General features: G+C 68.7%; 23 protein-coding genes and 4 tRNA genes. 4 read left to right on the top strand and 23 right to left on the bottom strand.

Features of this window, described 5'->3' with window-relative positions; all coding sequences use genetic code 11:
* Positions 1-76: 76 nt before the first annotated feature.
* The 11 genes from OG509_RS22580 to OG509_RS22530 form a co-directional block, all read right to left on the bottom strand.
* Positions 77-3,976: a DNA-directed RNA polymerase subunit beta' gene (locus tag OG509_RS22580; RefSeq protein WP_406184278.1), complete on the bottom strand. Its 3,900-nt coding sequence runs from the start codon at positions 3,974-3,976 to the stop codon at positions 77-79.
* Between the two features lie 97 nt (positions 3,977-4,073).
* Positions 4,074-7,556, bottom strand: coding sequence for a DNA-directed RNA polymerase subunit beta (rpoB, locus tag OG509_RS22575; protein WP_406184277.1), 3,483 nt, complete (start codon positions 7,554-7,556; stop codon positions 4,074-4,076).
* A 616-nt stretch (positions 7,557-8,172) separates the two neighbouring features.
* Positions 8,173-8,556 (bottom strand): 50S ribosomal protein L7/L12, encoded by a 384-nt coding sequence (rplL, locus tag OG509_RS22570; RefSeq protein ID WP_406184276.1) that lies wholly within the window; start codon positions 8,554-8,556, stop codon positions 8,173-8,175.
* A gap of 110 nt (positions 8,557-8,666) precedes the next feature.
* A complete protein-coding gene (gene rplJ, locus OG509_RS22565; protein ID WP_030008449.1) occupies positions 8,667-9,197 on the bottom strand; it encodes a 50S ribosomal protein L10 in 531 nt (176 codons plus the stop codon).
* Positions 9,198-9,493: 296 nt separating this feature from the next.
* Complete coding sequence (locus tag OG509_RS22560) at positions 9,494-10,390, bottom strand: hypothetical protein (protein ID WP_406184275.1); 897 nt, start codon at positions 10,388-10,390, stop codon at positions 9,494-9,496.
* Positions 10,391-10,440: 50 nt separating this feature from the next.
* Entirely contained in the window at positions 10,441-11,400 is a 960-nt protein-coding gene (locus OG509_RS22555; protein WP_406184274.1) for a hypothetical protein, read from the bottom strand.
* Positions 11,401-11,592: 192 nt separating this feature from the next.
* Entirely contained in the window at positions 11,593-12,321 is a 729-nt protein-coding gene (gene rplA / locus OG509_RS22550; RefSeq protein WP_030710300.1) for a 50S ribosomal protein L1, read from the bottom strand.
* 88 nt (positions 12,322-12,409) lie between these two features.
* Complete coding sequence (gene rplK, locus OG509_RS22545; protein WP_266934889.1) at positions 12,410-12,844, bottom strand: 50S ribosomal protein L11; 435 nt, start codon at positions 12,842-12,844, stop codon at positions 12,410-12,412.
* Positions 12,845-13,012: 168 nt separating this feature from the next.
* Positions 13,013-13,924 (bottom strand): transcription termination/antitermination protein NusG, encoded by a 912-nt coding sequence (gene nusG / locus OG509_RS22540; RefSeq protein ID WP_406184272.1) that lies wholly within the window; start codon positions 13,922-13,924, stop codon positions 13,013-13,015.
* Between the two features lie 84 nt (positions 13,925-14,008).
* Entirely contained in the window at positions 14,009-14,290 is a 282-nt protein-coding gene (secE, locus tag OG509_RS22535) for a preprotein translocase subunit SecE (protein WP_030154653.1), read from the bottom strand.
* A gap of 105 nt (positions 14,291-14,395) precedes the next feature.
* Positions 14,396-14,468: transfer RNA gene (locus OG509_RS22530), tRNA-Trp, on the bottom strand.
* 219 nt (positions 14,469-14,687) lie between these two features.
* On the opposite strand from OG509_RS22530, the gene OG509_RS22525 reads away from it, so the two are divergent.
* Together OG509_RS22525 and OG509_RS22520 are read left to right on the top strand one after the other, a co-directional pair.
* A complete protein-coding gene (locus tag OG509_RS22525; RefSeq protein WP_406184270.1) occupies positions 14,688-15,914 on the top strand; it encodes a pyridoxal phosphate-dependent aminotransferase in 1,227 nt (408 codons plus the stop codon).
* Positions 15,915-16,077: 163 nt separating this feature from the next.
* A complete protein-coding gene (locus OG509_RS22520) occupies positions 16,078-17,097 on the top strand; it encodes an adenosine deaminase (protein WP_406184268.1) in 1,020 nt (339 codons plus the stop codon).
* A 3-nt stretch (positions 17,098-17,100) separates the two neighbouring features.
* On the opposite strand, the gene OG509_RS22515 is transcribed toward OG509_RS22520, so the two are convergent.
* The 10 genes from OG509_RS22515 to OG509_RS22470 form a co-directional block, all read right to left on the bottom strand.
* The gene (locus OG509_RS22515) at positions 17,101-17,517 is read right to left on the bottom strand and encodes a hypothetical protein (RefSeq protein ID WP_406184267.1); all 417 of its coding nucleotides are present in this window, start codon (positions 17,515-17,517) and stop codon (positions 17,101-17,103) included.
* 15 nt (positions 17,518-17,532) lie between these two features.
* On the bottom strand, positions 17,533-18,648 hold the full coding sequence (locus OG509_RS22510; RefSeq protein WP_406184266.1) for a UDP-N-acetylmuramate dehydrogenase: 1,116 nt from the start codon (positions 18,646-18,648) through the stop codon (positions 17,533-17,535).
* Positions 18,645-19,043, bottom strand: coding sequence for a DUF3291 domain-containing protein (locus OG509_RS22505; protein WP_406184265.1), 399 nt, complete (start codon positions 19,041-19,043; stop codon positions 18,645-18,647). Before OG509_RS22505 ends, OG509_RS22510 begins: the two co-directional genes overlap by 4 nt.
* A 45-nt stretch (positions 19,044-19,088) precedes the next feature.
* Entirely contained in the window at positions 19,089-20,564 is a 1,476-nt protein-coding gene (locus tag OG509_RS22500) for a DHA2 family efflux MFS transporter permease subunit (RefSeq protein WP_406184264.1), read from the bottom strand.
* Between the two features lie 88 nt (positions 20,565-20,652).
* Positions 20,653-21,231 (bottom strand): TetR/AcrR family transcriptional regulator, encoded by a 579-nt coding sequence (locus tag OG509_RS22495; protein ID WP_406184263.1) that lies wholly within the window; start codon positions 21,229-21,231, stop codon positions 20,653-20,655.
* A gap of 128 nt (positions 21,232-21,359) precedes the next feature.
* Positions 21,360-21,788 (bottom strand): MaoC family dehydratase, encoded by a 429-nt coding sequence (locus tag OG509_RS22490; protein WP_385584141.1) that lies wholly within the window; start codon positions 21,786-21,788, stop codon positions 21,360-21,362.
* Position 21,789: 1 nt separating this feature from the next.
* A complete protein-coding gene (locus OG509_RS22485; protein ID WP_406184262.1) occupies positions 21,790-22,242 on the bottom strand; it encodes a MaoC family dehydratase N-terminal domain-containing protein in 453 nt (150 codons plus the stop codon).
* 142 nt (positions 22,243-22,384) lie between these two features.
* A complete protein-coding gene (gene rpmG / locus OG509_RS22480; RefSeq protein ID WP_007265873.1) occupies positions 22,385-22,549 on the bottom strand; it encodes a 50S ribosomal protein L33 in 165 nt (54 codons plus the stop codon).
* A gap of 88 nt (positions 22,550-22,637) precedes the next feature.
* Positions 22,638-22,710, bottom strand: a tRNA-Met gene (locus tag OG509_RS22475).
* 48 nt (positions 22,711-22,758) lie between these two features.
* A tRNA-Thr gene (locus OG509_RS22470) sits at positions 22,759-22,831 on the bottom strand.
* Between the two features lie 424 nt (positions 22,832-23,255).
* On the opposite strand from OG509_RS22470, the gene OG509_RS22465 reads away from it, so the two are divergent.
* Together OG509_RS22465 and OG509_RS22460 are read left to right on the top strand one after the other, a co-directional pair.
* Entirely contained in the window at positions 23,256-24,566 is a 1,311-nt protein-coding gene (locus OG509_RS22465) for an amidohydrolase family protein (RefSeq protein WP_406184261.1), read from the top strand.
* A 67-nt stretch (positions 24,567-24,633) separates the two neighbouring features.
* Positions 24,634-25,290 (top strand): SDR family oxidoreductase, encoded by a 657-nt coding sequence (locus OG509_RS22460; RefSeq protein ID WP_406184260.1) that lies wholly within the window; start codon positions 24,634-24,636, stop codon positions 25,288-25,290.
* 39 nt (positions 25,291-25,329) lie between these two features.
* On the opposite strand, the gene OG509_RS22455 is transcribed toward OG509_RS22460, so the two are convergent.
* Positions 25,330-25,767 carry a DUF3574 domain-containing protein gene (locus tag OG509_RS22455; RefSeq protein WP_406184259.1) on the bottom strand — a complete coding sequence of 146 codons (438 nt, stop codon included), beginning with the start codon at positions 25,765-25,767 and terminating at the stop codon, positions 25,330-25,332.
* Between the two features lie 109 nt (positions 25,768-25,876).
* Positions 25,877-25,958, bottom strand: a tRNA-Tyr gene (locus OG509_RS22450).
* Positions 25,959-25,964: the final 6 nt, after the last annotated feature.

Genomic DNA, 25,964 nt, shown 5'->3' with positions numbered 1-25,964 from the left:
TCCCCCGGGGACCCGGACACGAAGAAGCCCCCCGCCGCTCCTCTCGGAGCAGCGGGGGGCTTCTTCTTACGAACCTTTAGCCGTTGTACGGGCCGTAGTCGTAGTCCTCCAGCGGGACAGCCTGGCCGGAGCCGGTGCCGAAGGGCGAGTAGTCGATGTCGTCGTAGCCGACGGCCGAGTACATCGCGGCCTTCGCTTCCTCGGTGGGCTCGACCCGGATGTTGCGGTAGCGGGCGAGGCCCGTACCGGCCGGGATGAGCTTACCGATGATGACGTTCTCCTTGAGGCCGATGAGGCTGTCGGACTTGGCGTTGATCGCCGCATCCGTCAGGACTCGGGTCGTCTCCTGGAAGGAGGCGGCCGACAGCCAGGATTCCGTCGCCAGCGAGGCCTTGGTGATACCCATCAGCTGCGGACGGCCGGAGGCGGGGTGACCGCCCTCGGTGACCACACGACGGTTCTCGGTCTCGAACTTCGAGCGCTCGACGAGCTCGCCCGGCAGGAGCTCCGCGTCGCCGGACTCGATGATCGTCACGCGGCGGAGCATCTGCCGGATGATGATCTCGATGTGCTTGTCGTGGATCGACACGCCCTGCGAGTTGTAGACCTTCTGGACTTCGCCGACCAGGTGGACCTGGACGGCACGCTGGCCGAGGATGCGCAGCACGTCGTGCGGGTTGGTGGCACCCGCGGTGAGCTTCTGGCCCACCTCGACGTGGTCGCCCTCGTGCACGATGACCTTGGCGCGCTTCGAGATCGGGAACGCCGTCTCGTCGCTGCCGTCGTCGGGCGTGATGACGATCTTCTTCGTCTTCTCGGTCTCCTCGATCCGCACGCGGCCGGCGGCCTCGGAGATCGGGGCGACACCCTTCGGGGTACGGGCCTCGAAGAGCTCGACGACACGCGGCAGACCCTGCGTGATGTCGTCACCGGCCACACCACCGGTGTGGAAGGTACGCATCGTCAGCTGGGTACCGGGCTCACCGATGGACTGGGCGGCGATGATGCCGACCGCCTCACCGATGTCGACCAGCTTGCCGGTGGCGAGCGAGCGTCCGTAGCAGAAGGCACAGGTGCCGACCGCGGACTCACAGGTCAGGACCGAGCGGGTCTTGACCTCCTCGACGCCGTTGGCGACCAGGGCGTCGATCAGGACGTCACCGAGGTCGACGTTGGCCGGCGCGATGACCTTGCCGTCGATGACGACGTCCTCGGCCAGCATGCGGGCGTAGACGGACGTCTCGACGTCGTCGGCCTTGCGCAGCACGCCGTCCTCGCCGCGAACGGCGATCTTCAGCTTCAGGCCGCGCTCGGTGCCGCAGTCCTCCTCGCGGATGATCACGTCCTGCGAGACGTCCACCAGACGACGGGTCAGGTAACCCGAGTCGGCGGTACGCAGGGCGGTGTCCGCCAGACCCTTACGGGCACCGTGCGTGGAGATGAAGTACTCCAGAACGGTGAGGCCCTCACGGAAGGACGCCTTGATCGGACGCGGGATGGTCTCGTTCTTCGCGTTCGACACCAGACCACGCATACCGGCGATCTGTCGCATCTGCATCATGTTTCCTCGGGCACCCGAGTCAACCATCATGAAGATGGGGTTCGTCTTGGGGAAGTTCGCGTTCATCGCCTCGGCAACCTCGTTGGTCGCCTTGGTCCAGATCGCGATGAGCTCCTGCGTGCGCTCGTCCTTGGTGATCAGACCGCGCTCGTACTGCTTCTGGACCTTCTCGTCCATCGCCTCGTAGCCCGCGACGATGGCCTTCTTGGCCTCGGGCACGACGACGTCGGAGATGGCCACGGTGACGCCCGAACGGGTCGCCCAGTGGAAGCCGGCCGCCTTCAGGTTGTCGAGCGTCGCCGCCACGATGACCTTGGGGTAGCGCTCCGCCAGGTCGTTGACGATCTCGGAGAGCTGCTTCTTGCCCACCGAGTAGTCGACGAACGGGTAGTCCTCGGGCAGCAGCTCGTTGAAGAGCGCACGGCCCAGGGTCGTCTGCAGACGGAAGCTGTCGCCCGGCTGGAACTCCTGCTCGCCCTCCTCGGCTACCGGCGCCGCCCAGCCACGCGGCGGGATGGTGCCCACCGGGAAGCGGATGTCGACGCGCGACTGGAGCGCGAGCTCGCCGTTGTCGAACGCCATGATCGCCTCGGCCGTGGAGCCGAACGCGCGGCCCTCGCCCTTGACGTCACGGAGCTCACCGTCGGTGGTCAGGAAGAACAGACCGAGGACCATGTCCTGGGTCGGCATCGTGACCGGACGGCCGTCGGCCGGCTTGAGGATGTTGTTCGAGGACAGCATCAGGATGCGGGCCTCGGCCTGCGCCTCCGCGGAGAGCGGGAGGTGCACGGCCATCTGGTCACCGTCGAAGTCCGCGTTGAACGCGGTGCAGACGAGCGGGTGGATCTGGATGGCCTTGCCTTCGACCAGCTGGGGCTCGAAGGCCTGGATGCCGAGGCGGTGCAGCGTGGGCGCACGGTTCAGCAGCACCGGGTGCTCGGCGATGACCTCTTCGAGCACGTCGTACACGACCGTGCGGCCGCGCTCGACCATGCGCTTCGCCGACTTGATGTTCTGCGCGTGGTTCAGGTCGACCAGGCGCTTCATCACGAACGGCTTGAAGAGCTCCAGCGCCATGGCCTTGGGCAGACCACACTGGTGCAGCTTCAGCTGCGGACCGACGACGATCACGGAACGCGCGGAGTAGTCCACGCGCTTGCCGAGAAGGTTCTGACGGAATCGACCCTGCTTGCCCTTGAGCATGTCGCTCAGGGACTTCAGCGGACGGTTACCGGGACCGGTCACCGGACGACCACGACGACCGTTGTCGAAGAGGGCGTCCACGGCCTCCTGAAGCATGCGCTTCTCGTTGTTCACGATGATCTCGGGGGCACCGAGGTCGAGAAGGCGCTTCAGACGGTTGTTGCGGTTGATCACGCGGCGGTACAGGTCGTTCAGGTCGGAGGTCGCGAAGCGGCCACCGTCCAGCTGCACCATCGGACGCAGGTCCGGCGGGATCACCGGCACGCAGTCCAGAACCATGCCCTTGGGCTTGTTGCTGGTCTGCAGGAACGCGGAGACGACCTTGAGGCGCTTGAGCGCACGGGTCTTCTTCTGGCCCTTGCCGGTACGGATGATCTCGCGGAGGCGCTCGGCCTCCTCGTCGAGGTCGAAGGACTCCAGGCGCTTCTGCAGCGCCGCGGCACCCATGCAACCGTCGAAGTACGTACCGAAGCGGTCGCGCAGCTCGCGGTAGAGCAGCTCGTCACCCTCCAGGTCCTGGACCTTGAGGTTCTTGAAGCGGGCCCACACCTCGTCGAGGCGGTCGATCTCGCGCTGGGCGCGGTCACGGAGCTGCTTCATCTCGCGCTCGGCACCTTCGCGCACCTTGCGGCGTACGTCGGCCTTCGCGCCCTCGGCCTCGAGCTCGGCCAGGTCGGTCTCGAGCTTCTTGGCACGGCCTTCGAGGTCCGCGTCACGGCGGTTCTCGATCTGCTGGCGCTCGACGGAGACGTGCGCCTCCAGCGACGGGAGGTCGCGGGTGCGGCGCTCGTCGTCCACGAACGTGATCATGTACGCGGCGAAGTAGATGACCTTTTCGAGGTCCTTCGGCGCGAGGTCCAGCAGGTAGCCCAGGCGCGACGGGACGCCCTTGAAGTACCAGATGTGGGTGACGGGAGCGGCAAGCTCGATGTGGCCCATCCGCTCACGACGCACCTTGGCGCGCGTGACCTCGACGCCACAGCGCTCACAGATGATGCCCTTGAAGCGGACACGCTTGTACTTGCCGCAGTAGCACTCCCAGTCCCGGGTCGGACCGAAGATCTTCTCGCAGAAGAGTCCGTCCTTCTCGGGCTTGAGGGTGCGGTAGTTGATGGTCTCCGGCTTCTTGACCTCGCCGTGCGACCAGGTTCGGATGTCGTCCGCGGTGGCAAGGCCGATCCGCAGCTCGTCGAAGAAGTTGACGTCGAGCACTGTGCGTCAATCCCTCTTTCGGGGTCGAGTCTCAATCATGGTCTGAACGGTCCCGGGGATGACGGGGGGCTCTTGAGCGAGCCCCCCGTCAGGCCCGTCAGACCTCTTCGACGCTGCTCGGCTCGCGCCGGGACAGGTCGATACCGAGCTCCTCCGCCGCGCGGAAGACGTCCTCGTCGGTGTCGCGCATCTCGATGGACATGCCGTCCGAGGACAGCACCTCCACGTTGAGGCAGAGCGACTGCATTTCCTTGATGAGCACCTTGAAGGACTCGGGAATGCCCGGCTCGGGGATGTTCTCGCCCTTGACGATGGCCTCGTAGACCTTCACGCGGCCGGTGACGTCGTCGGACTTGATGGTCAGCAGCTCCTGGAGGGCGTAAGCGGCGCCATAAGCCTCAAGCGCCCACACCTCCATCTCACCGAAGCGCTGGCCACCGAACTGCGCCTTACCACCCAGCGGCTGCTGCGTGATCATCGAGTACGGACCGGTCGACCGCGCGTGGAGCTTGTCGTCGACCAGGTGGTGGAGCTTGAGGATGTACATGTACCCGATCGAGATCGGGTCCGGGAACGGCTCACCGGAGCGGCCGTCGAACAGACGCGCCTTACCGGACGGGAGGACCAGGCGGTCACCGTCGCGGTTCGGGATGGTGTGCTCGAACAGGCCTGCGAGCTCATCCTCGCGGGCGCCGTCGAACACCGGGGTGGCGACGTTGGTGCCGGGCTCGACGCGGTCGGCGCCGATGGCCTTCAGACGCTCGGCCCACTCCTCACCGAGGCCGGAGACGTCCCAGCCGCGGCTGGCGAGCCAGCCGAGGTGGATCTCCAGGACCTGTCCCGGGTTCATTCGGGACGGGACACCCAGCGGGTTCAGGATGATGTCGACCGGCGTGCCGTCCTCAAGGAAGGGCATGTCCTCGATCGGAAGGATCTTGGAGATGACACCCTTGTTGCCGTGGCGGCCGGCGAGCTTGTCACCGTCGGTGATCTTGCGCTTCTGGGCGACGTAGACGCGGACCAGCTGGTTCACGCCCGGAGGAAGCTCGTCGCCCTCCTCGCGGTCGAAGACGCGGACACCGATGACCTTGCCGATCTCACCGTGAGGGACCTTGAGCGAGGTGTCACGCACCTCGCGGGCCTTCTCACCGAAGATCGCGCGGAGCAGACGCTCCTCGGGGGTCAGCTCGGTCTCACCCTTGGGCGTGACCTTGCCGACGAGGATGTCGCCGGCGACGACGTCCGCACCGATGCGGATGATGCCGCGCTCGTCGAGGTCGGCGAGGACCTCCTCGGAGACGTTCGGGATGTCCCGGGTGATCTCCTCGGGGCCCAGCTTGGTGTCACGGGCGTCGACCTCGTGCTCCTCGATGTGGATCGAGGAGAGGACGTCGTCCTGTACGAGGCGCTGCGACAGGATGATCGCGTCCTCGTAGTTGTGGCCTTCCCACGGCATGAACGCGACGAGCAGGTTCTTGCCGAGGGCCATTTCGCCCTCTTCGGTGGCCGGGCCGTCGGCGAGGACCTGGGCCTCGACGATCCGGTCGCCCTCGTTGACGATGACCTTCTGGTTGACCGAGGTGCCCTGGTTCGAGCGGGAGAACTTGGCGACGCGGTACGTGGTGTACGTGCCGTCGTCGTTGGCGACGGTGATGTAGTCGGCCGAGACCTCCTGGACGACACCGTCCTTGTCCGCCTTGATCGAGTCGCCGGCGTCGACCGCACAGCGGTACTCCATGCCGGTGCCGACGAGCGGGGCCTCCGCCTTGATGAGCGGAACGGCCTGGCGCATCATGTTCGCGCCCATGAGGGCGCGGTTGGCGTCGTCGTGCTCGAGGAAGGGGATCATCGCGGTCGCGACGGACACCATCTGGCGCGGGGAGACGTCCATGTAGTCGACGTCGTCGCCGGCGATGTAGTCGATCTCGCCGCCACGACGACGCACCAGCACGCGGTTCTCGGTGAAGCGCATGTCCTCGGACAGGCCGGCGTTGGCCTGGGCGATGACGAAGCGGTCTTCCTCGTCCGCGGTCAGGTAGTCGACCTCGTCGGTGACGACGCCCTCGACGACCTTGCGGTAGGGGGTCTCCACGAAACCGAACGCGTTGACGCGACCGTAGGAGGCGAGCGAGCCGATCAGACCGATGTTCGGGCCTTCAGGGGTCTCGATCGGGCACATGCGGCCGTAGTGCGACGGGTGCACGTCACGGACCTCGAAGCCGGCCCGCTCACGGGACAGACCACCGGGACCCAGAGCCGAGAGACGACGCTTGTGCGTCAGACCCGACAGCGGGTTGTTCTGGTCCATGAACTGCGACAGCTGGCTGGTGCCGAAGAACTCCTTGATGGAGGCGACGACCGGCCGGATGTTGATCAGGGTCTGCGGCGTGATCGCCTCGACGTCCTGGGTGGTCATCCGCTCGCGGACGACGCGCTCCATACGAGCCAGACCCGTGCGGACCTGGTTCTGGATGAGCTCGCCGACGTTGCGCAGACGACGGTTGCCGAAGTGGTCGATGTCGTCGGTCTCGACGACGATCGAACGGCCCGACTCACCGGTGGTCTCGGTCTCGCCCGCGTGGAGCTTCACGAGGTACTTGATGGTCGCGATGATGTCGTCGGTGGTGAGCACACCGGCATCCAGCGGCTCATCCGCGCCGAGCTTCTTGTTCACCTTGTAGCGGCCGACCTTCGCGAGGTCGTAGCGCTTCGGGTTGAAGTAGAGGTTCTCGAGCAGCGTCTGAGCGGCCTCGCGGGTCGGCGGTTCGCCCGGACGCAGCTTGCGGTAGATGTCGAGCAGCGCGTCGTCCTGCCCCTGGGTGTGGTCCTTCTCCAGGGTGGCGCGCATGGACTCGTACTCGCCGAACTCCTCGAGGATCTGCTCGGTGGTCCAGCCGAGAGCCTTCAGGAGGACGGTGACGGACTGCTTGCGCTTGCGGTCGATGCGGACACCGACCATGTCGCGCTTGTCGATCTCCATCTCGAGCCAGGCACCCCGGGACGGGATGATCTTGGCGGCGAAGATGTCCTTGTCGGACGTCTTGTCGATGGAGGAGTCGAAGTAGACACCGGGGGAACGGACGAGCTGCGACACCACGACACGCTCGGTGCCGTTGATGACGAAGGTGCCCTTGTTGGTCATGAGCGGGAAGTCGCCCATGAAGACCGTCTGAGACTTGATCTCTCCGGTCTCGTTGTTCGTGAACTCGGCGGTGACGAACAGCGGCGCCGCGAACGTGAAGTCGCGGTCCTTGCACTCGTCGACAGAGTTCTTCGCCGGCTCGAAACGGTGGTCGCGGAAGGTCAGCGACATCGACCCGGAGAAGTCCTCGATCGGCGAGATCTCCTCGAAGATCTCTTCCAGACCGGACTTTGTGGGGACGTCCTGTCCACTCTCAAGCGCCGACTCGACGCGAGACTTCCAGGCGGCGTTCCCGAGCAGCCAGTCAAAGCTCTCGGTCTGCAGCGCCAGGAGGTTCGGAACCTCGAGGGGCTCCTTGATCTTTGCAAAGGAGATGCGCAGCGGGGCGGTGCTGGCACCGGTGTTCGTATTGGTCGAGGCGTTGCGCGAGGCGGCCAAGAGGGGGTCCTTCCGAGGGCTCGGACTCACTACGCGCGTACCGGTCCCAGCTGACACAGAAGACGGCCCCCCTGATTCGGTCGAAAAGACCTGGTCAGGGCGTATCGATCAAGTGTGCTCGAGCGTGGGCATGCCCCTGGCGACGGGCAGGGGGCAGCTAACAGGCAGCGCAAAGGGTCAGTGTAGCCACTTGGCTCACTGATGTCCAGACCAGGTTTCCGGAAACCGGCAACAGGCCTTCCCCATGTCGTTTAAACCAACCCTGCAACCCAGCAACACTGCGTCCAACACGCGCCCCTCATGGGCTCTCGCACACAGAGCGCGTATCAGTACTGCCCTCTTCGTAGTCGATCCATGCCTCGGATCGTCGATCCGTGCCTCGGATCTCGGACCGAGCCGATCGATCCCACAACGGGACTGAGAATTGCGCGCCGCGTGCCGTTCGTCAAGGCCCCCTGCTCCGTGCGGATCAGCTCAGGACCCGGCTGCGGGGCAACGATGATCACCCTACTCCCCAACGAGACCAGGGCAAGTCAGGCACTGCGGGTACGCCAAAGGGCGACCACCCTTACGGGTGATCGCCCTTTGGTTGGGGCCCAGGAGGGCCCCAGAGGTGTTACTTGACCTCGACAGCCGCGCCGGCACCCTTGAGGGCCTCGGCAGCCTTGTCAGCGGCCTCCTTGGCGACCTTCTCGAGGACGGGCTTCGGGGCGCCGTCCACGAGGTCCTTGGCCTCCTTGAGGCCCAGGGAGGTCAGCTCGCGCACGACCTTGATGACCTGGATCTTCTTGTCGCCGGCACCGGTGAGGATGACGTCGAACTCGTCCTGCTCCTCGGCGGCCTCGGGGGCAGCGCCACCGGCGGCGGGGCCGGCAACGGCGACGGCCGCGGCGGCGGTGACGTCGAACTTGTCCTCGAACGCCTTCACGAACTCAGAGAGCTCGATGAGGGTCATCTCCTCGAACTGGGCGAGGAGGTCGTCCTGAGAGAGCTTCGCCATGATGGGCGATCCTTCCACTAATTCGGCAGGTGCCGGATGTATATAGAGGCGGGCGTAACGGCCCGCTACGACCCACGCACTAGGCGGCGTGGATCAATGCGCGAGCCGAATTACTCGGCACCGCCCTGCTCGGCGAGCTTGACGCGAAGCGCTTCCGCGGTGCGGACGAACTTCGACGGCAGCGCCTGGAAGAGCGAGGCAGCCTGAGACTGCTTGCCCTTGAACGCGCCGGCCAGCTTGCTGAGCAGAACCTCGCGGGACTCGAGGTCCGCAAGCTTCTTGATCTCATCGGCGGTGAGCGCCTTACCATCAAGGACACCCGCCTTGATGATGAGGTTCGGGTTGTCCTTGGCGAAGTCACGCAGGCTCTTCGCCGACTCCACCGGGTCACCGGTGATGAAGGCGACCGCGGTCGGACCAGCGAAGTGCTCGTCCAGCGCGGTGATCCCGGCCTGGTTGGCCGCAATCTTGGTCAGCGTGTTCTTCACCACGGCGTACTGGGCGTTCTCACCGAGAGAGCGACGCAGCGTCTTGAGCTGCGCGACGGTGAGACCCCGGTACTCGGTCAGCACGGCGGCGTTCGAGCTCTGGAACGCGTCCTTGAGCTCGGCTACCGATGCAGCCTTGTTGGGCGTCGGCATGGTGCGTTCGCCTCCTTCCGGGTGATGAGGACCGCTCAGAAGGGGCTGACATACGAAACGCCCCGGCGCAGGCGCCAGGGCGTAGCTCAACCGGAATGAAATTCCGGGAACGTTCCAAGGTCACCTGCGCAGGACGTCCGCAATTGGCGGATCCTTCGGCCGCCGCACCCTCACGGGCACGACAACGACCAGCGGTCTTTGGCTTCTCCGGAAGAGTACGTGAACCGACCGAGCCAAGGCAAATCGCCCCGGAAGCACCCGGCAGGACCGGGATTCCCGGGCGCTCCCAGGGAAACTCAGGAGCCGCCGAGACCGCCCAGCCCCGCGTCCTTCAGGGTCTGGTCGGCCCCCTTCAGCGTGTCGTCGACGCCTTTGAGCTTGCCGTCGATGCCCTTCATCACCTCGTCGAAGTCGGCCACCTGGTCCGCGGGCGGCGCGGTGACCGGCGCGGTGGTGCCGAAGCCGGAGAACTTCGCCGAGACCTTCGTCGTGCCGTCCTTGGTGCCCTGCGCCGAGTCGACGCGGACGGGGTAGCCGTCCTTGCCGATCCACAGGTCCACGTCGAGGGTGACGTATTCCTTCAGCGCCTCGTGGAGGTACTGCCGGTTCGCCGCCTCCATCACCTTGGTGGACTCGTCCGCCGCGAGCAGGTCGGCGTTGGTGAGGCTGCCCTTGAAGTGCTTGGCCTCCCCGCCGTCGATCTGCTCGGTGCCGACCAGCGTCAGCTTCTGCTGGCCCAGGAGTACGGCGAGGTAGTCGGCCGGGTCGTCGTTGAACCGGGCGCGGGCCTTGCCGTCCTTGTTCAGGTTCATCTTCATCCAGGACTTGCCCTCCAGGGGCTTGTCCGAGTGGGTGTAGATGACGTCGCCGATCATGATCTGGTCGGCGCCGTCGCCCTTGGCGTCGATGCCGGTGGTCGACGGGTACCAGCCCTTCGTCCCCGAGAGCTGTTCGGCCTTGCCGCTGCCCGGGGTGATGGTCATCTCGTACTTGGCGAACTTGGCGGCCACCGTCTTCACGTAGGACGCCTTCACCGCCTCCGCCGGCGTCTCGGCCTTCGCCGCCGCCTTGCCGTCGGTCTTGCCGTCCGTCTTGCCGTCGGCCTTGTCGGTCCCGCAGGCGGTGAGGCCGGCCACGAGCAGTGCGGCCCCCGCCGCGGCGATGCCGGCCCGGGTCAGTACGGCCGTGTTCATTGGTTCTCCCCCATGGATGGTTCTGGTGTTGCGAAAGGCCTTGCGGCCGGTCAGGCCCCTGCTCCGGCGCCCGTGGCGCCGAGGTCCTTGAGCATGGCGAAGAGGTCGAGGGTCTCGTTCTCCGGCGGAGTCTGGACGGTCGCCGTCGTGGCGTAGTCCGAGTAGGAGGCGTCCAGGTCGAGGGAGCCCCCGGGCGCGGCGATGGCGACCTTCATACGGGCCGGGTAGCCGTCCTTGTTCACCCAGACGTCCATGTCGTAGCCCTTGATGCCGGCCTTCTTCATGGCCTCGGTGAGCTTCGCGCGGTCGGCCTCCGGCAGCGCCTTGGAGCCCTCGTTCGCGGCGAGCATCTCCTCGAAGGTCAGAGCGCCCTTGTAGTGCTGGGTGTCGGTGCCCTCGACCTTCTCGGAGCCGACGAGCTTCACGTTCGGCGACGCGAGCAGCAGGGCCAGCTGCTTGGCGGGGTCCTGGTTCTGGTCCATCCCGCTCATGCCGCCCATGCCGCCGACGCCGCCGAGCTTCTTCAGTGCCGCGGCATCTCCCGAGGCCTCGGGAGCGGCCTTCATGTCGAGCTTCATCCAGCGCTTGCCGTCCATGCCCGCGGACAGCGGAGAGTCGGCCGGCATCTCCATGTACATGACGTCCTTGGACATGACCATGCGCATGGAGTCGATGCCGGACCGGCCGAGCCCGCCCTTCATGGTGATGTCCATGACCTGCGGGTCCCACCCCTGGACGCCCGTCATCTCGATGCTCTCGCCGCCGAGCGCGCCGGACATCTTCATGGTCATGCGCACCTTGGCCGACTTGGCGGCCGAGGTCTTCTTGTAGGCCGCGGCGAGGGCCTCGGTGGCCGAACCGCCCGCCACCGGCGCGCCGGGCTGCGCGGACGACGCGCCGGCGGCCTTGCCGGAGTCGTCCTTCTTGCCGTTCTCGCACGCCGTGGCCCCGCCCACGAGCAGTACTGCGGCCAGCGCCGCGCCTGCGGCCTTCCTTCGGTATGCAGACATGGAGATCCCCACCCCGTGTGATCGTTCACTTTTCACGCCGACCCTACGTTCCCCCGTCGGGCCCTCGCGCGCCGGTTACCGCCCAGTTCGGCATATGTGGCCCGAAACACGGAAAACGGGCCCCTCGCCGCCCTGTAAAGGGGGCGAGGGGCCCGTTTCAGCCACTCAGGTGAGCCGGGGGCTCAGCGGAGCTCAGACAGCGGCCGGGTCTTCCTCGACGAGGAGGTTCCGGGTGCGGTTCGAGTCCAGCTGGATGCCGGGGCCCATCGTGGTGCTCAGGGCGGCCTTCTTGATGTAGCGGCCCTTCGCGGCGGACGGCTTCAGACGAAGGATCTCGTCCAGGGCCGCACCGTAGTTCTCGACCAGCTGCTCATCGGAGAAGGAGACCTTGCCGATGATGAAGTGCAGGTTCGAGTGCTTGTCGACACGGAACTCGATCTTGCCACCCTTGATCTCGGTGACAGCCTTGGCGACGTCCATGGTGACGGTGCCGGTCTTCGGGTTCGGCATCAGGCCACGGGGACCGAGCACGCGGCCGAGGCGGCCGACCTTGCCCATGAGGTCCGGAGTGGCGACAACCGCGTCGAACTCGTTCAGGCGGTTGCCCTTGGCGATCTCGTTGATCAGCTCGTCATCGCCGACGATGTCGGCGCCGGCGGCTTCCGCGGCCGCTGCACGGTCACCGGTCGCGAAGACCAGGACCCGGGCGGTCTTGCCGGTGCCGTGCGGGAGGTTCACGGTGCCACGGACCATCTGGTCGGCCTTGCGCGGGTCGACACCCAGGCGGAAGGCGACCTCGACGGTGCTGTCGAACTTGGTCGCGGAGGTCTCCTTGGCGAGACGGACGGCCTCGAGCGGGGCGTACAGCTTCTCCCGGTCGACCTTGGCGTCCGCAGCGCGGAGAGTCTTGCTGCGCTTCACTTCTGCTCCTGTATTTCGGCTTCAGGCATGGAGTCGTGGTGCGGACCAGCGCTTGGTCCTACCACAGGTGGTGCTGGGGGTGGCTGGATCAGCCTTCGACCGTGACGCCCATCGAACGCGCGGTGCCGGCGATGATCTTCATCGCGGCGTCGACGTCGTTGGCGTTGAGGTCGGGCATCTTCAGCTCGGCGATCTCGCGGACCTGGGCGCCGGTGAGCTTGGCGACCTTGGTCTTGTGGGGCTCGCCGGAGCCCTTCTCGATGCCCGCGGCCTTCAGGATGAGGCGCGCGGCCGGCGGAGTCTTGGTGATGAAGGTGAAGGAGCGGTCGTCGTAGACCGTGATCTCCACCGGCACGACCATGCCACGCTGCGACTCGGTCGCGGCGTTGTAGGCCTTGCAGAACTCCATGATGTTGACGCCGTGCTGACCGAGCGCGGGGCCGACCGGCGGAGCCGGGTTGGCCGCACCGGCCTTGATCTGGAGCTTGATAAGCCCCGTGATCTTCTTCTTCTTGGGAGGCATTGCTCTCTCCGGGTCCTAGTGAGAGTTTTTCGCCGCCAATCCGGTCATCCGGATGGAGGCATACCGCACCACGATAACGGGTATCGGAGCGGGGCTAAAAACCGAGCAGGTCAGACCGCCCTTCACGGGGCGATCTGACCTGTCCGGAAGCGTTGGCTCAGAAGATCGTCAGTTCTTCTGGATCTGGTCGAAGCTGAGCTCGACCGGGGTCTCGCGACCGAAGATCTCGACGAGGCCCTTGACCTTCTTCGAGTCGGGGTTGATCTCGTTGATGGTCGCCTGCAGCGTCGCGAACGGGCCGTCGGTGACGGTGACCGAGTCGCCGACCTCGAAGTCCAGGACCTCGATGGTGCGCTTGACCGCGGGGGCCGGCAGACCGGCTTCCTCGGCGGCCTGCTTGGCGGCCTTCTCCTGCGCCTCCGGGGCGAGCATCTTGACGATCTCGTCCAGCGTCAGCGGGTACGGGTCGTACGCGTTGCCGACGAAGCCGGTGACACCGGGGGTGTTGCGGACGACGCCCCAGGACTCGTTCGTCAGATCCATGCGGACGAGAACGTAACCGGGCAGCTTGTTCTGCCGGACGTTCTTGCGCTCGCCGTTCTTGATCTGGACGATCTCTTCCTCGGGGACCTCGGCCTGGTAGATGAACTCCTCGACGTTCAGCGAGACGGCGCGCTGCTCCAGGTTGGCCTTCACGCGCTTCTCGTAGCCCGCGTAGGTGTGGATCACGTACCACTCACCGGGCAGGAGGCGCAGTTCGTCGCGCAGGGCCTGGATGGGGTCGACGGGCTCGGCTTCGGCGGCCTCCTCGGCCTCCTCCGCGTCCTCGTCGGCCTCGTCAGCTTCGGCGGTGACGGCATCCTCGTCGGCGTCCTCGCCGGCCTCGGCGTCTGCGTCGTCCGCGACCTCGTCAGCCTCGTCCTCGACGTGGAGCGCGGCCTCTTCGGCGGCGACACCGGCCTCGGCGTCGGCCAGCTCGACCTCGTCGGGGTCCACAGCGTCTGCCGCCTCGACGATGTCGAGCGCGTCCTCGACGGACTCGACGGAGTCGGGGCTCGCGTTCAGGTTCGGGTCAGACACGGTGGCTGCTTCTTCCTGGATACAAAAGGTGGTCGAACATGCGAAAACGGGCGGCACCCATCAAGGCGCCGCCCTCCGCGGGGATCAGCCGAAGACGAACTTGATGGCTTCCTGGAACCCATAGTCAATCACGGTCACCAGACCGATCATGATGACGACGAAGACAATCACCACGGTGGTGTACGTCGTGAGCTGGTTGCGCGTCGGCCAGACGACCTTGCGGAGTTCCGCGATGATCTGGCGGTAGAACAGCGCGAGCCGACCCAGAGGACCCTTCTTCCCGCGCTTGCCGCCCTTGCGGGCCTTCTTCTCGCGGGTGTCATCCTCGGCGTCAGGCATGTCGATGGAGCCCAGGGCGTCCGTCACGTCTCTCACCTGAATCCGGGTCGTGGCCGTAGCCGCGCCCGGTTGCGCCGCACGGCGTTGCATCGAAGTACGTACCTGCGCACACGTCCGAGAAGGAGTGTGGAGCAGGGCCGGAGGGACTCGAACCCCCAACCGCTGGTTTTGGAGACCAGTGCTCTACCAATTGAGCTACGACCCTTTGTTGCGTCCCCCAACCTACCGCATCCAGACGGGTGCACGGAGTGCTCACGCTCTGGAGTGACCGGCAGGGGCCAACGACAGGTGAGTGTACGTGTTCCTGGACCTGACGTCGAACGTAGCCCTGGACCTGACATCTGACGGAGCACATTCCCGAGCGGTCCGTCCGATGACTGAAACGGCGTGCGGGGCCTCTGAGGCGTCTGGGACGATTGGCTCCATGACCTCTGAAACGCCTTCCGCCGAGCGCCGCGTCTCCGCCCGCATCGGCGCCATTTCCGAGTCCGCCACCCTCGCCGTGGACGCCAAGGCCAAGGCCCTCAAGGCCGCCGGGCGCCCGGTGATCGGCTTCGGCGCCGGCGAGCCCGACTTCCCGACCCCCGACTACATCGTCGAGGCCGCGGTCGAGGCCTGCCGCAACCCGAAGTACCACCGCTACACGCCGGCGGGCGGCCTTCCCGAGCTGAAGAGCGCGATCGCCGCGAAGACGCTGCGCGACTCGGGCTACGAGGTCGACGCGTCGCAGGTCCTGGTGACCAACGGCGGCAAGCAGGCGATCTACGAGGCGTTCGCCGCGATCCTGGACCCGGGTGACGAGGTCATCGTCCCGGCTCCGTACTGGACCACCTACCCCGAGTCGATCCGCCTCGCCGGCGGTGTCCCGGTCGAGGTCGTCGCCGACGAGACCACCGGCTACCGCGTCTCCGTCGAGCAGCTCGAAGCCGCCCGCACCGAGCACACCAAGGTCGTCCTGTTCGTCTCCCCGTCGAACCCGACCGGCGCGGTCTACAACGAGGCCGACGCCCGCGCGATCGGCGAGTGGGCCGCCGAGCACGGCCTGTGGGTCCTCACGGACGAGATCTACGAGCACCTCGTCTACGGCGACGCGAAGTTCACCTCGCTGCCCGTGCTGGTCCCGGCCCTGCGCGACAAGTGCATCGTCGTCAACGGCGTCGCCAAGACGTACGCGATGACCGGCTGGCGCGTGGGCTGGGTCATCGCCCCGCAGGACGTCATCAAGGCCGCGACCAACCTGCAGTCGCACGCCACGTCCAACGTCTCCAACGTGGCCCAGGTCGCCGCGCTGGCCGCCGTCTCGGGTGACCTGGACGCCGTCGCGGAGATGCGCAAGGCCTTCGACCGCCGCCGCCAGACGATGGTCAAGATGCTCAACGAGATCGACGGTGTGTTCTGCCCGACCCCCGAGGGCGCGTTCTACGCGTACCCGTCGGTCAAGGAGCTCCTCGGCAAGGAGATCCGCGGCAAGCGCCCGCAGACCTCCGTCGAGCTGGCCGCGCTGATCCTGGACGAGGCCGAGGTCGCGGTCGTCCCGGGCGAGGCCTTCGGCACCCCCGGCTACCTGCGCCTGTCGTACGCCCTGGGCGACGCGGACCTGGTCGAGGGCGTGTCCCGCATCCAGAAGCTGCTGGCCGAGGCCAAGGCCTGAGTCGGCCCGCGGAACGGATCCGGAGCGGCGGCGCCCCCAGGGGTGCCGCCGCTCCGGCGTATCCGCCCACGATCCGGCCCGCGGCCCCGTTTTTACGTTCGAGCAAGGTCCCGTTCAGGGAATCGGGCTGCCGAACGGGTGACAAGTACGGCAGGATCACCAGATGGAGCACGTACGCGATCTCACGCTTCTGCCGAAAGCCCACCTCCACCTGCACTTCACCGGGTCGATGCGCCCCTCGACCCTGCTGGAGCTCGCCGACAAGTACGGCGTGCGCCTCCCCGACGCGCTGACCGCCGGCGAGCCGCCCAAGCTCCGCGCCACCGACGAGCGCGGCTGGTTCCGCTTCCAGCGGCTCTACGACGCCGCCCGCTCCTGCCTCCGCGAGCCCGAGGACATCCGCCGCCTGGTCCGCGAGGCCGCCGAGGAGGACGTACGGGACGGCAGCGGCTGGCTGGAGATCCAGGTGGACCCCACCTCCTACGCCCCCCTGCTCGGCGGCATGATCCCGGCCGTCGAGATCATCCTGGACGCCGTCGACACGGCCTCCCGCGAGACCGGCCTCGGCATGCGGGTCCTGATCGCCGCCAACCGCATGAAGCACCCCCTCGACGCCCGCACCCTCGCCCGCCTCGCCGTCCGCTACGCCGACCGCGGCATCGTCGGCTTCGGGCTCTCCAACGACGAGCGCCGCGGCATGGCCCGCGATTTCGACCGGGCCTTCGCCATCGCCCGCGAGGGCGGCCTGCTCGCGGCCCCGCACGGCGGCGAGCTCACCGGCCCCGCCTCCGTCCGGGACTGCCTGGACGATCTGCACGCCTCCCGCATCGGCCACGGCGTACGGGCCGCCGAGGACCCCCGGTTGCTGAAGCGGCTCGCGGACCGGCAGATCACCTGCGAGGTCTGCCCGGCGTCGAACGTCGCCCTCGGGGTCTACGAGCGGCCCGAGGACGTCCCGCTGCGCACTCTCTTCGAGGCCGGGGTGCCGATGGCGCTGGGCGCGGACGACCCGCTGCTGTTCGGGTCCCGGCTGGCGGCGCAGTACGAGATCGCCCGCCGCCACCACGCCTTCACGGACGCGGAGCTCGCCGAGCTGGCCCGGCAGTCGGTGCGGGGCAGCGCCGCGCCGGAGGACGTACAGGACAAGCTGCTGGCCGGGATCGACCACTGGCTGGCCACCTGAGGCTCACCGGGTGAGCCGCAGGTCGCCCTCCCAGCAGTCGGCCCGTACCCGGTCGCCGTCGGAGAAGCCGATCTCCAGCTGCGTGCGCCCGGTCTCCGGCGCCGCGAACTCGGCCACGGTGACCACCGTGTCCCCGAGGTGCCGCAGGAAGGGGTGGTCGCCGAGGTCCTCGCCGACCTCGATCCGGCCCCACTCCCCCATGTCGTACGGCTCGTGCGGCGCGGCGGATTCGACGATGAGGCACCAGTCGGACCCGGTGCTGATCCTGGTGGAGTCGCCCTCGCTGTCGATCAGCCAGACGTCGAGCGGCGCCTCGGAGCGTTCGCCCTCGTAGACGTGCCAGGACGCGACGATCCTGCTGATCGTGCGCCCCACCAGGCGGGTGGGGTCCGTACCGGCCCCGTGCAGTGGACAGAGCATGGCGGCCGGGACTCCTCAGATGCTGACGCCGACCGTCACCGGCTCGTTGACCAGGGTGACGCCGAAGGCCGCGTGGACGCCCGCGACGACCTCGCGGGCCAGGGCGAGGAGGTCCTCGGTGGTGGCCTCGCCGCGGTTGGTCAGCGCGAGGGTGTGCTTGGTGGAGATCCGGGCGGGGCCGGTGCCGTAGCCCTTGGTGAAACCGGCCTTGTCGATCAGCCAGGCCGCGCTGGTCTTCGTACGGCCTTCGCCGGCGGGGTACGCGGGCGGGGCGGTCTCGGAGCCGAGCCGGTCCTGGACGCGGGTGAGGAAGGCGGCGTACGCCTCGTCGCTCAGGATCGGGTTGTGGAAGAAGGAGCCGGCGGACCAGGTGTCGTGGTCGGCGGGGTCGAGGACCATGCCCTTGCCTGCCCGCAGCCGCAGTACGGTCTCGCGGGCCTGTGCCGCGGGGACCCGGTCGCCGGCCTCGACGCCGAGGGCGCGGGCGGTCTCCGGGTACTTGATCGGCGCGGACAGGCCGCCCGCGTCCTCCAGGGCGAAGCGGACGCGCAGGACGACGTAGCGGTCGGGCTGGTCCTTGAAGGTGCTGTTGCGGTAGCGGAAGGCGCACTCGGCGGCGGTGAGGGTGACCGTCCCGCCGGTGGTGCGGTCGTACGCGACGACCTCGGTGATGGTGTCGCAGACCTCCTGGCCGTACGCCCCGACGTTCTGGATCGGGGTGGCCCCGGCGGAGCCGGGGATTCCGGCGAGGCACTCGATGCCGGCCAGGCCCGCCTCGACGCTGCGGGCGACGGCGTCGCTCCAGTTCTCGCCGGCGGCGAGCTCCAGCCGCGTCCCGTCAAGGTGGAAGCCGGTGGTCGCGATGCGCAGGGCGGTGCCCTCGAAGCCGCGGTCGCCGATGACCAGGTTGCTGCCGCCGCCGATGACGAGGAGCGGGGTGCCGCTCTCGTCCGCGGCGCGGACGGCTTCGACCACCTCGGCGTCGGTGGTCGCGGTGACCAGACGGGTGGCGGGGCCACCGAGGCGGAAGGTGGTCAGGGGGGCGAGGGGGGCGTCGTGGAGTTCCTGCACGTGGACAAGAGTACGGTCCGTACCCCTCGCATCCCTGCGGGGCCACGGACCGTACGTCACGAGCGGGCGGCCTCCTCGGCGAGCCGGCGTTCGGCTTCGGCCCAGCTGACCGGGAGGGCCGGGGCCGGGGCGGTCCAGTAGGTGAAGGTCGATTCCCGCATGAACGCGGCCGCGGCGCGGGAGCTGGAGCGGTGCGGCTCGCTGCGGGCGAAGCGGTGGAGCGCGCCCTGGCCCTCCCAGGCGGAGAGGGTCAGGAAGGTCCGGCTGAAGACCCGGGCGCGGAGGGCGACGCCGTGGGCGCCGGGGGCCTTGCGGACCTGGAGGATGATGCCGGGCGACCTGAGGAAGAACCGGAAGGCGCCGGCCAGGGTCCGGGTCTCGAAGCGGGAGGCCATGACGTAGACCTCGGCGTCGGGGGCGGGCGCGGTGGGCGTGGACCAGGGGATGTCGGGCATGGTGTGCGCTCCTTTCGGTTGGAGCGGTCCGGGTGTTCCGGGCGGTCAGCGGGTGGCGGGGACCTTGGCGGAGGTCGCGTATCCGGTGTCGGCGGCGTTCCCGGCGGCGACGGGTGCGGGGGTCTTCAGGTTCCGCTTGCCCGGGACCAGGAGGGCGAAGGCCGCTGCCACGGCCACCGCGACGGCGCCGATCCACAGCGCGGGCACGGTCCCGTCGGTGAAGGCCTGCGGGGACTCGTAGCCGCCCTGGGCCGAGAAGACCGAGGCCAGGACGGCGACGCCGAGGGCTCCGCCGACCTCGCGCAGGGCGTTGTTGGCGCCGGACGCCTTGCCCTGGTCGGCGGAGGACACGGTGGACATCAGGATGTTGGAGGCGGGGGCGAAGTACAGGGCCATGCCGATGCCGCTGAGGATCAGCGCGGGGAGCTGGTCGGCGTACGAGACGTCGGTGCTCAGGATCATCGCGAACCAGCCGAGGCCGAGGGCCTGCAGCGCTAGCCCGGCGGCGACGACGGGGCGGCCGCCGATCCGGTCGGAGAGGATGCCCGCGATCGGGGCGACGACCATCGGCATGGCGGTCCAGGGGAGCATGCGCACACCGGCCTGGGTGGGCGAGTAGCCGGCGACGCCCTGGAGGAACTGGCTGAGCAGGAAGATCGAGCCGAACATGCCCAGGTACATCAGCAGGCTGGCCGTGTTGATCCCGAGGAAGCCGCGGTTCAGGAAGAGGCGCATGGGCAGCATGGGGTTCGCGCTGCGGAAGCCGTGGACGACGAAGGCGGCGACGAGCGCGGAGCCGGCGATCAGGCCGGTGAGCACGGGGGCGCTGGTCCAGCCGTGGGCGTTGGCGTTGACGAGGGCGTAGACGATACCGAAGAGGCCGCCGCTGATGAGGAGCGTTCCGGGGACGTCGAGACGGGCGTTCGGGGCGGTGGACTCGGCGAGCTTGAGGCGGGCGAGGGGGATCAGGGCCAGCCCGATCGGGACGTTCAGCCAGAAGATCCACTGCCAGGAGATGTGCTCGGTGAGGGTGCCGCCGACGAGCGGGCCGCTGGCGACGGCGAGGCCGCCGACGGCGCTGAAGATCCCGAGGGCCATGCCGCGGCGGGCGGGCGGGACGGCGGCGGTGAGCAGGGTGAGGGTGAGCGGCATCATGACCGCGGCGCCGACGCCCTGGACGGCGCGGGCGGCGATGAGTTCGTTGATGCCGGGCGAGAGGGCGGCGACGGCGGAGGCGCCGGTGAATATCGCGAGGCCGGCCATGAAGAGCCGGCGGCGCCCGAAGCGGTCGCCGAGGGCCGCGCCGAACAGGAGGAGGACGGCGAAGGTGAGCGTGTACGCGTTCACCGTCCACTCAAGGTCCTCCAGCGCACCGCCGAGGTCCTTGCGGATGGCGGGGAGGGCGGTGGTGACGACGAGGTTGTCGAGGGCCGCCATGAAGCCGGCGACGGAGGTGAGGACGAGCGCCCAGACGGCGGAGCCGCTGAGTGCGGTGTCTTGCGTGTCGTGCTTGCCGTTCACGATTCCCCCTGATGGTGAGGACAGGTTTGTTAGTTATCACTGACTAACTTGCGCGCCCATGAAAATGCGGCGTACGGGCACCCGGGACTCACTCCCCCGGCTGACCCTCCAGGCCCGGGACGCGGGCGGCGGGGTACAGCGCCCCCCAGACCCGGTGCCCGGGCGGGAAGCCCATGGCGGCCAGGTTGTTGATCAGCATTCCGTAGGCCATGAAGGTCGTGGTCTCGTTCACATCGCCGCCGAGCGGGACGTGGACGGTGTCCCAGAGCTCCATCCAGCCCTTGCGGACGAGCTCGCCGAGCTCGTGATCGCCGGCGGCCTCGGCGGCGGCGACGGTGACGTACATCTGGAGCTGCATCTGAAGCTTGTCCGGATCCTCGCTGATGAGCCGGACGTACGCGTTGGCCATGGCGTGCGTGGCCTCTTCGCCCTCCAGCCCCTCGGCGGCGGCCGCGAACACCTCGCGGGTGTCCCGCAGGCAGCGCTCGGCGGCGGCCAGGAAGATGGCCGGCTTGTTGGGGAAGAGGCGGAACAGGTACGGCTGCGAGACGCCCACGCGCTTGGCGATCGCCTCGGTGGAGGTCCCGTGGTACCCGCCGCGGGCGAACTCGTGCATCGCCGCACGGATGACGCTCTCACGCCGCTCGTCCGCACTCATCCTTGCCATGGATATGAAGTTAGTGCTCAATCACTAACTAAGTCAATACCCCCACAGCCGGGCCGACCGTCCACGAGACGATGCGGCCGTCGCCGAGGGCGACGACCGCATCGTCGGCGTGCGTGCGTGCGTGCGGCTCAGGCCAGGGTCACCAGGGCCCGGGACATGCCCAGGACCTTCTGGCCCGCGCTCATCGCCGTCAGGTCCACCCGTACGCGGTTGTCGTCCAGCTTCGCCGCGACCTTGGCCGTGACCTCGATCAGCGCGCCCGTCCCGTCGTTCGGGACGACGACCGGCTTCGTGAAGCGGACCCCGTACTCGACGATCGCACCCGGGTCGCCGACCCAGTCGGTGACCACGCGGATCGCCTCGGCCATCGTGAACATGCCGTGCGCGATCACGTCCGGCAGCCCGACCTCCAGGGCGAACTTCTCGTTCCAGTGGATCGGGTTGAAGTCGCCCGAGGCACCCGCGTACCGCACCAGCGTGGCGCGCGTCACCGGGAAGGACCCCGCCGGCAGCTCGGTGCCGACCTCTACGTCGGCGTACTTGATCTGCGCGGTCATCTCAGGCCTCCTCGGGGGCGCGGGAGACGAGCTTCGTCCATGCCGTCACCACGTGCTCGCCGGTCTCGTCGTGGACCTCGCCGCGGATGTCGATGATGTCGTTGCCGGCCATCGACCTCACGGCCTCGATCGTGGAGGTCACCGACAGCCGGTCACCGGCCCGCACGGGCCGCGCGTACGCGAACTTCTGGTCGCCGTGCACGACGCGGCTGTAGTCCAGACCCAGCTGCGGGTCCTGGACGACCTGGCCCGCGGCAGCGAATGTGATGGCGAACACGAAAGTCGGCGGGGCGATCACGTCCAGGTGCCCGAACGCCTTGGCGGCATCGGGGTCGGTGTAGACGGGATTCTCGTCACCCACCGCAACCGCGAATTCGCGGATCTTCTCCCGGCCGACCTCGTACGGATCGGTGGGCGGGTAGCTCCGACCCACGAAGGACTGGTCGAGCGCCATGGCTCCCTACCTCCTGATTGGAAAAAGTCGGTCACATGAGGAAAACGATCAGAGACCGACGATCACGGAAACGACACGAGGCCGCCCCCCGATGAAGGGGACGACCTCATGACGGTGCCTGTATTTCCGAGACTCGCTGGGGTCAGCGGGTCTCGCGGTGCGCGGTGTGCGAGTTGCAGCGCGGGCAGTGCTTCTTCATCTCCATGCGGTCCGGGTTGTTACGCCGGTTCTTCTTGGTGATGTAGTTCCGCTCCTTGCACTCCACGCAGGCCAGCGTGATCTTCGGGCGGACGTCGGTGGCAGCCACGTGAGTGCTCCTTGACGGACTATGGGACGGATGAACGCATAAAAGAGTAGCCGATCGGGAGACCGACCCCGCAATCGGCTACTGTGGGTAGCGGCGACCGGACTTGAACCGGTGACACAGCGATTATGAGCCGCTTGCTCTACCGACTGAGCTACGCCGCTTTGATGTGATCAGCTCCCCACCCGAGGGTGGGGAACCTCTCTCACCAGAGCCCCAATGCGGAATCGAACCGCAGACCTTCTCCTTACCATGGAGACGCTCTACCGACTGAGCTATTGGGGCGAGCGATGAAGACATTACACGGTTGCCCGCCCATCGCCCAAATCCTTTGCGGGGACTGGCCTCCGAGGGGGCGGCCAAGACTTTCCCGATCGGCCCGGGGCGTCACCGAGGCCCATTTCGGGGCAGATTGTGTCCGGGCTCACAATCCCAGCCCGCCCCACGAGGCACTCCGAGCACGCTGAGCAACCCGATCCCGTACGAGGAAGCACCCGCGACGAGGGAGTACCCGCGACGAGGGAGTACCCGCGCCCGACCGGGCGCGCACGCGGGCGCCCCGGCGCGCGGGCACCACACCGGTACGACTATTGCGCTCTTCCCCGAAGCGGGCAGCCCTGCGCCCTAGGCTCTGAGCACGCTGCGTGATCTTGGGCCGCGGGCCGCGGCCACTCGGCCCAGGAACCGCCCGAGCCACCGCAGGAGCGCGATGTCCGACAGCCAGCCGCAGCAGCCGCCCCCTTCCCCGCGCAACGGCCGCGGCGAGAGCGGCGGCCACGGGCCCCAGCGCCCGCCCGGCCACGCGAACGCGGCCGCCGCCGAGTCCACCACGCTCCTGCTCGCCGGGGCCCGCCTCACGGACGGCCGTACGGTCGACGTCCGGCTCGGCGGCGGCCGGATCCAGGCCGTCGGCACCGCGGGCAGCCTGCCCTCCCCCTCGCTCGCCCGGGTCGACCTCAGCGGCTACCTGCTGCTCCCCGCCCCCGCCGAGCCACACGCCCACGGGGACACCGCCCTGACCGCCGACGGCGAGGGCCCCGTCTCGTACACCCCCGACGAGGTGCAGCGCCGGGCCACCGAGGCCGCCCTGCTCCAGCTCGGGCACGGCGCCACGGCCGTGCGCTCCCACGTCCGGATCGGCGACGTGCACGGTCTCGGCCCCATGGAGGCCGTGCTCCAGGCCCGCCGCTCGCTGCGCGGGCTCACCGACCTGACCACCGTCGCCGTGCCCCGCCTCCTCACCGGCGCGGCCGGCGCCGACGGGCTCGCCATGCTGCGGGACGCCGTCAAGATGGGCGCCTCCGTCATCGGCGGCTGCCCGGACCTGGACCCCGACCCGACGGGCTTCCTCGAAGCCGTCCTGGAACTCGCCGCCGAGCACGGCTGCCCCGTCGACCTGCATACGGACGGTGACGATCCCGGCCGCCTGGCCCGGCTCGCCGCGATGGCCGGCGGGCTGCGCCCGGGGGTGACGATCGGCCCCTGCGGCGGTCTGTCGCGGCTCCCGCTGGACGTGGCGCACCGAGCCGCCGATCAGCTGGCCGCGGCCGGCGTACGGGTGACCTGCCTGCCCCAGGGCGACTGCGCGGCCCTGGAGCGGCGCGGCCTGCGCACCGCGCCCGTGCGGCTGCTGCGCGCCGCCGGGGTCCGGGTCGCGGCCGGCAGCGGGGCGCTGCGGGACGCAGGGAACCCGGTCGGCCGCGGCGACCCGCTGGAGGCGGCGTTCCTGCTGGCCTCCCAGGGCGGGCTGCGGGCGCCGGAGGCCTACGCCTCGGTCAGCGGCGCCGCCCGGGAGGCCATGGGCCTGCCGGAGGTCCGGGTGGAGGCCGGGTTCCCGGCGGAGCTGCTGGCCGTACGGGGGGACCGGATCGCGGGCGTGCTGTCGCTGGCGTACAGCCGCATCGTGATCCACCGCGGCCGGGTGGTAGCCCGGACGAGTGCCGTACGGGAGTACTGCGACTCGGCGGTCGCGGTGGCCCCGGACCTGCCCCGGCAGGGCCGTACGGAGCCCGGTCCCTGAACCTTCGCCGGCCCGGCGGCGGACACTTTCGCGGGCGCGGGCGCCCGGCTCGTCGTACGGTCGGGGCATGCGCATCGTCATCGCGGGTGGACACGGTCGGATCGCGCTGCGGCTGGAGCAGCTGCTCGCCGCGCGCGGGTACGAGGTCGCGGGCATCATCCGCGACCCGGCGCAGGGCGAGGACCTGCGGCAGGCGGGCGCCGAACCGGTGCTCTGCGACCTGGAGTCGGCTTCGGTCGAGCATGTGGCGGGCATTCTGCTGGGCGCGGACGTCGCGGTGTTCGCGGCCGGCGCGGGCCCCGGCAGCGGCGCGGCGCGCAAGGACAGCGTGGACCGCGGCGCGGCCGTGCTGTTCGCGGACGCGGCCGAACGGGCGCGGGTACGGCGCTTCCTGATGGTCTCTTCGATGGGCGCGGACGCGCACCACGGGGGCGACGACGTCTTCGACGTCTACCTGCGGGCGAAGGGCGATGCCGACGACTACGTACGGACGCGGCTGGGCCTGGAGTGGACGGTCCTGCGGCCCGGCGCGCTGACCGACGATCCCGGGAGCGGCCAGGTGCGGCTGGAGGCGTGGACGGGCCGCGGGGCGGTGCCGCGCGACGACGTCGCGGCCGTGCTGGCGGAGCTGGTCGAAACCCCGGCGACGGCCGGCCTGACGCTGGAGCTGGTCGAGGGATCGACCCCGATCTCGGTGGCGGTCAAGGCCGTCGCGGGCAACTGAGACACCGGGGAGGACCTTCGCCCACCGCGTGACCGGCCATCAGAACTCGGCGGTCACCTTGTCGTCGGAGCGCCCGACGGAGTCCTGCTGGTACTGGTCCTCGTAGGCCTGCCGGATCCGCTCGATGCGCGCGCTGCGCTCCTCGGCCTCCTTCTCCGGGTAGAGCAGCACCACCTCGTACGAGGTCTCGCGGATGACCTTTCCGGCCCGCTGCCACTGGCCGCGCCCGTCCAGGATGGTGAGCCCCTCGGGGAAGGCCGGGGTGATCTCCCGGTCCAGGAAGCCCATGAACTCCTGCTCCGCGACGGGGGCCCGGCCGCCGGGGCGCTCGGTGCCGAAATAGAGGGTGGTCTCCTGGTAGGGCTCGCCCACGTGGCTGTGCAGTGCCGCCCCGACCAGGGCCGGGATCCCGGCTCCGAGGAGGGCGAGGAGCACGCCGCCGCCCACCCTCCCGCGCGTGTCAGAAATGAAGTTCACGTCCGGAGAACGAACAGGAGACCCGGACGATGCGGTCGAACGGATCGTTGGGCCGTACGAGAAGACCCCCGCCACTGCGCTTCCGCAGTAACGGGGGTCTCACATCGCGTGGCGGCGCCAGGGTTCGAACCTGGGTAGGCTGAGCCGGCAGATTTACAGTCTGCTCCCTTTGGCCACTCGGGCACACCGCCATGATC

The organism is Streptomyces sp. NBC_01006 (genome assembly GCF_045162725.1).
Classification (GTDB): Bacteria; Actinomycetota; Actinomycetes; order Streptomycetales; family Streptomycetaceae; genus Streptomyces.
The sequence above is the reverse complement of the archived record's forward strand: the minus strand, read 5'-3'. Positions and strand labels throughout refer to the sequence as shown.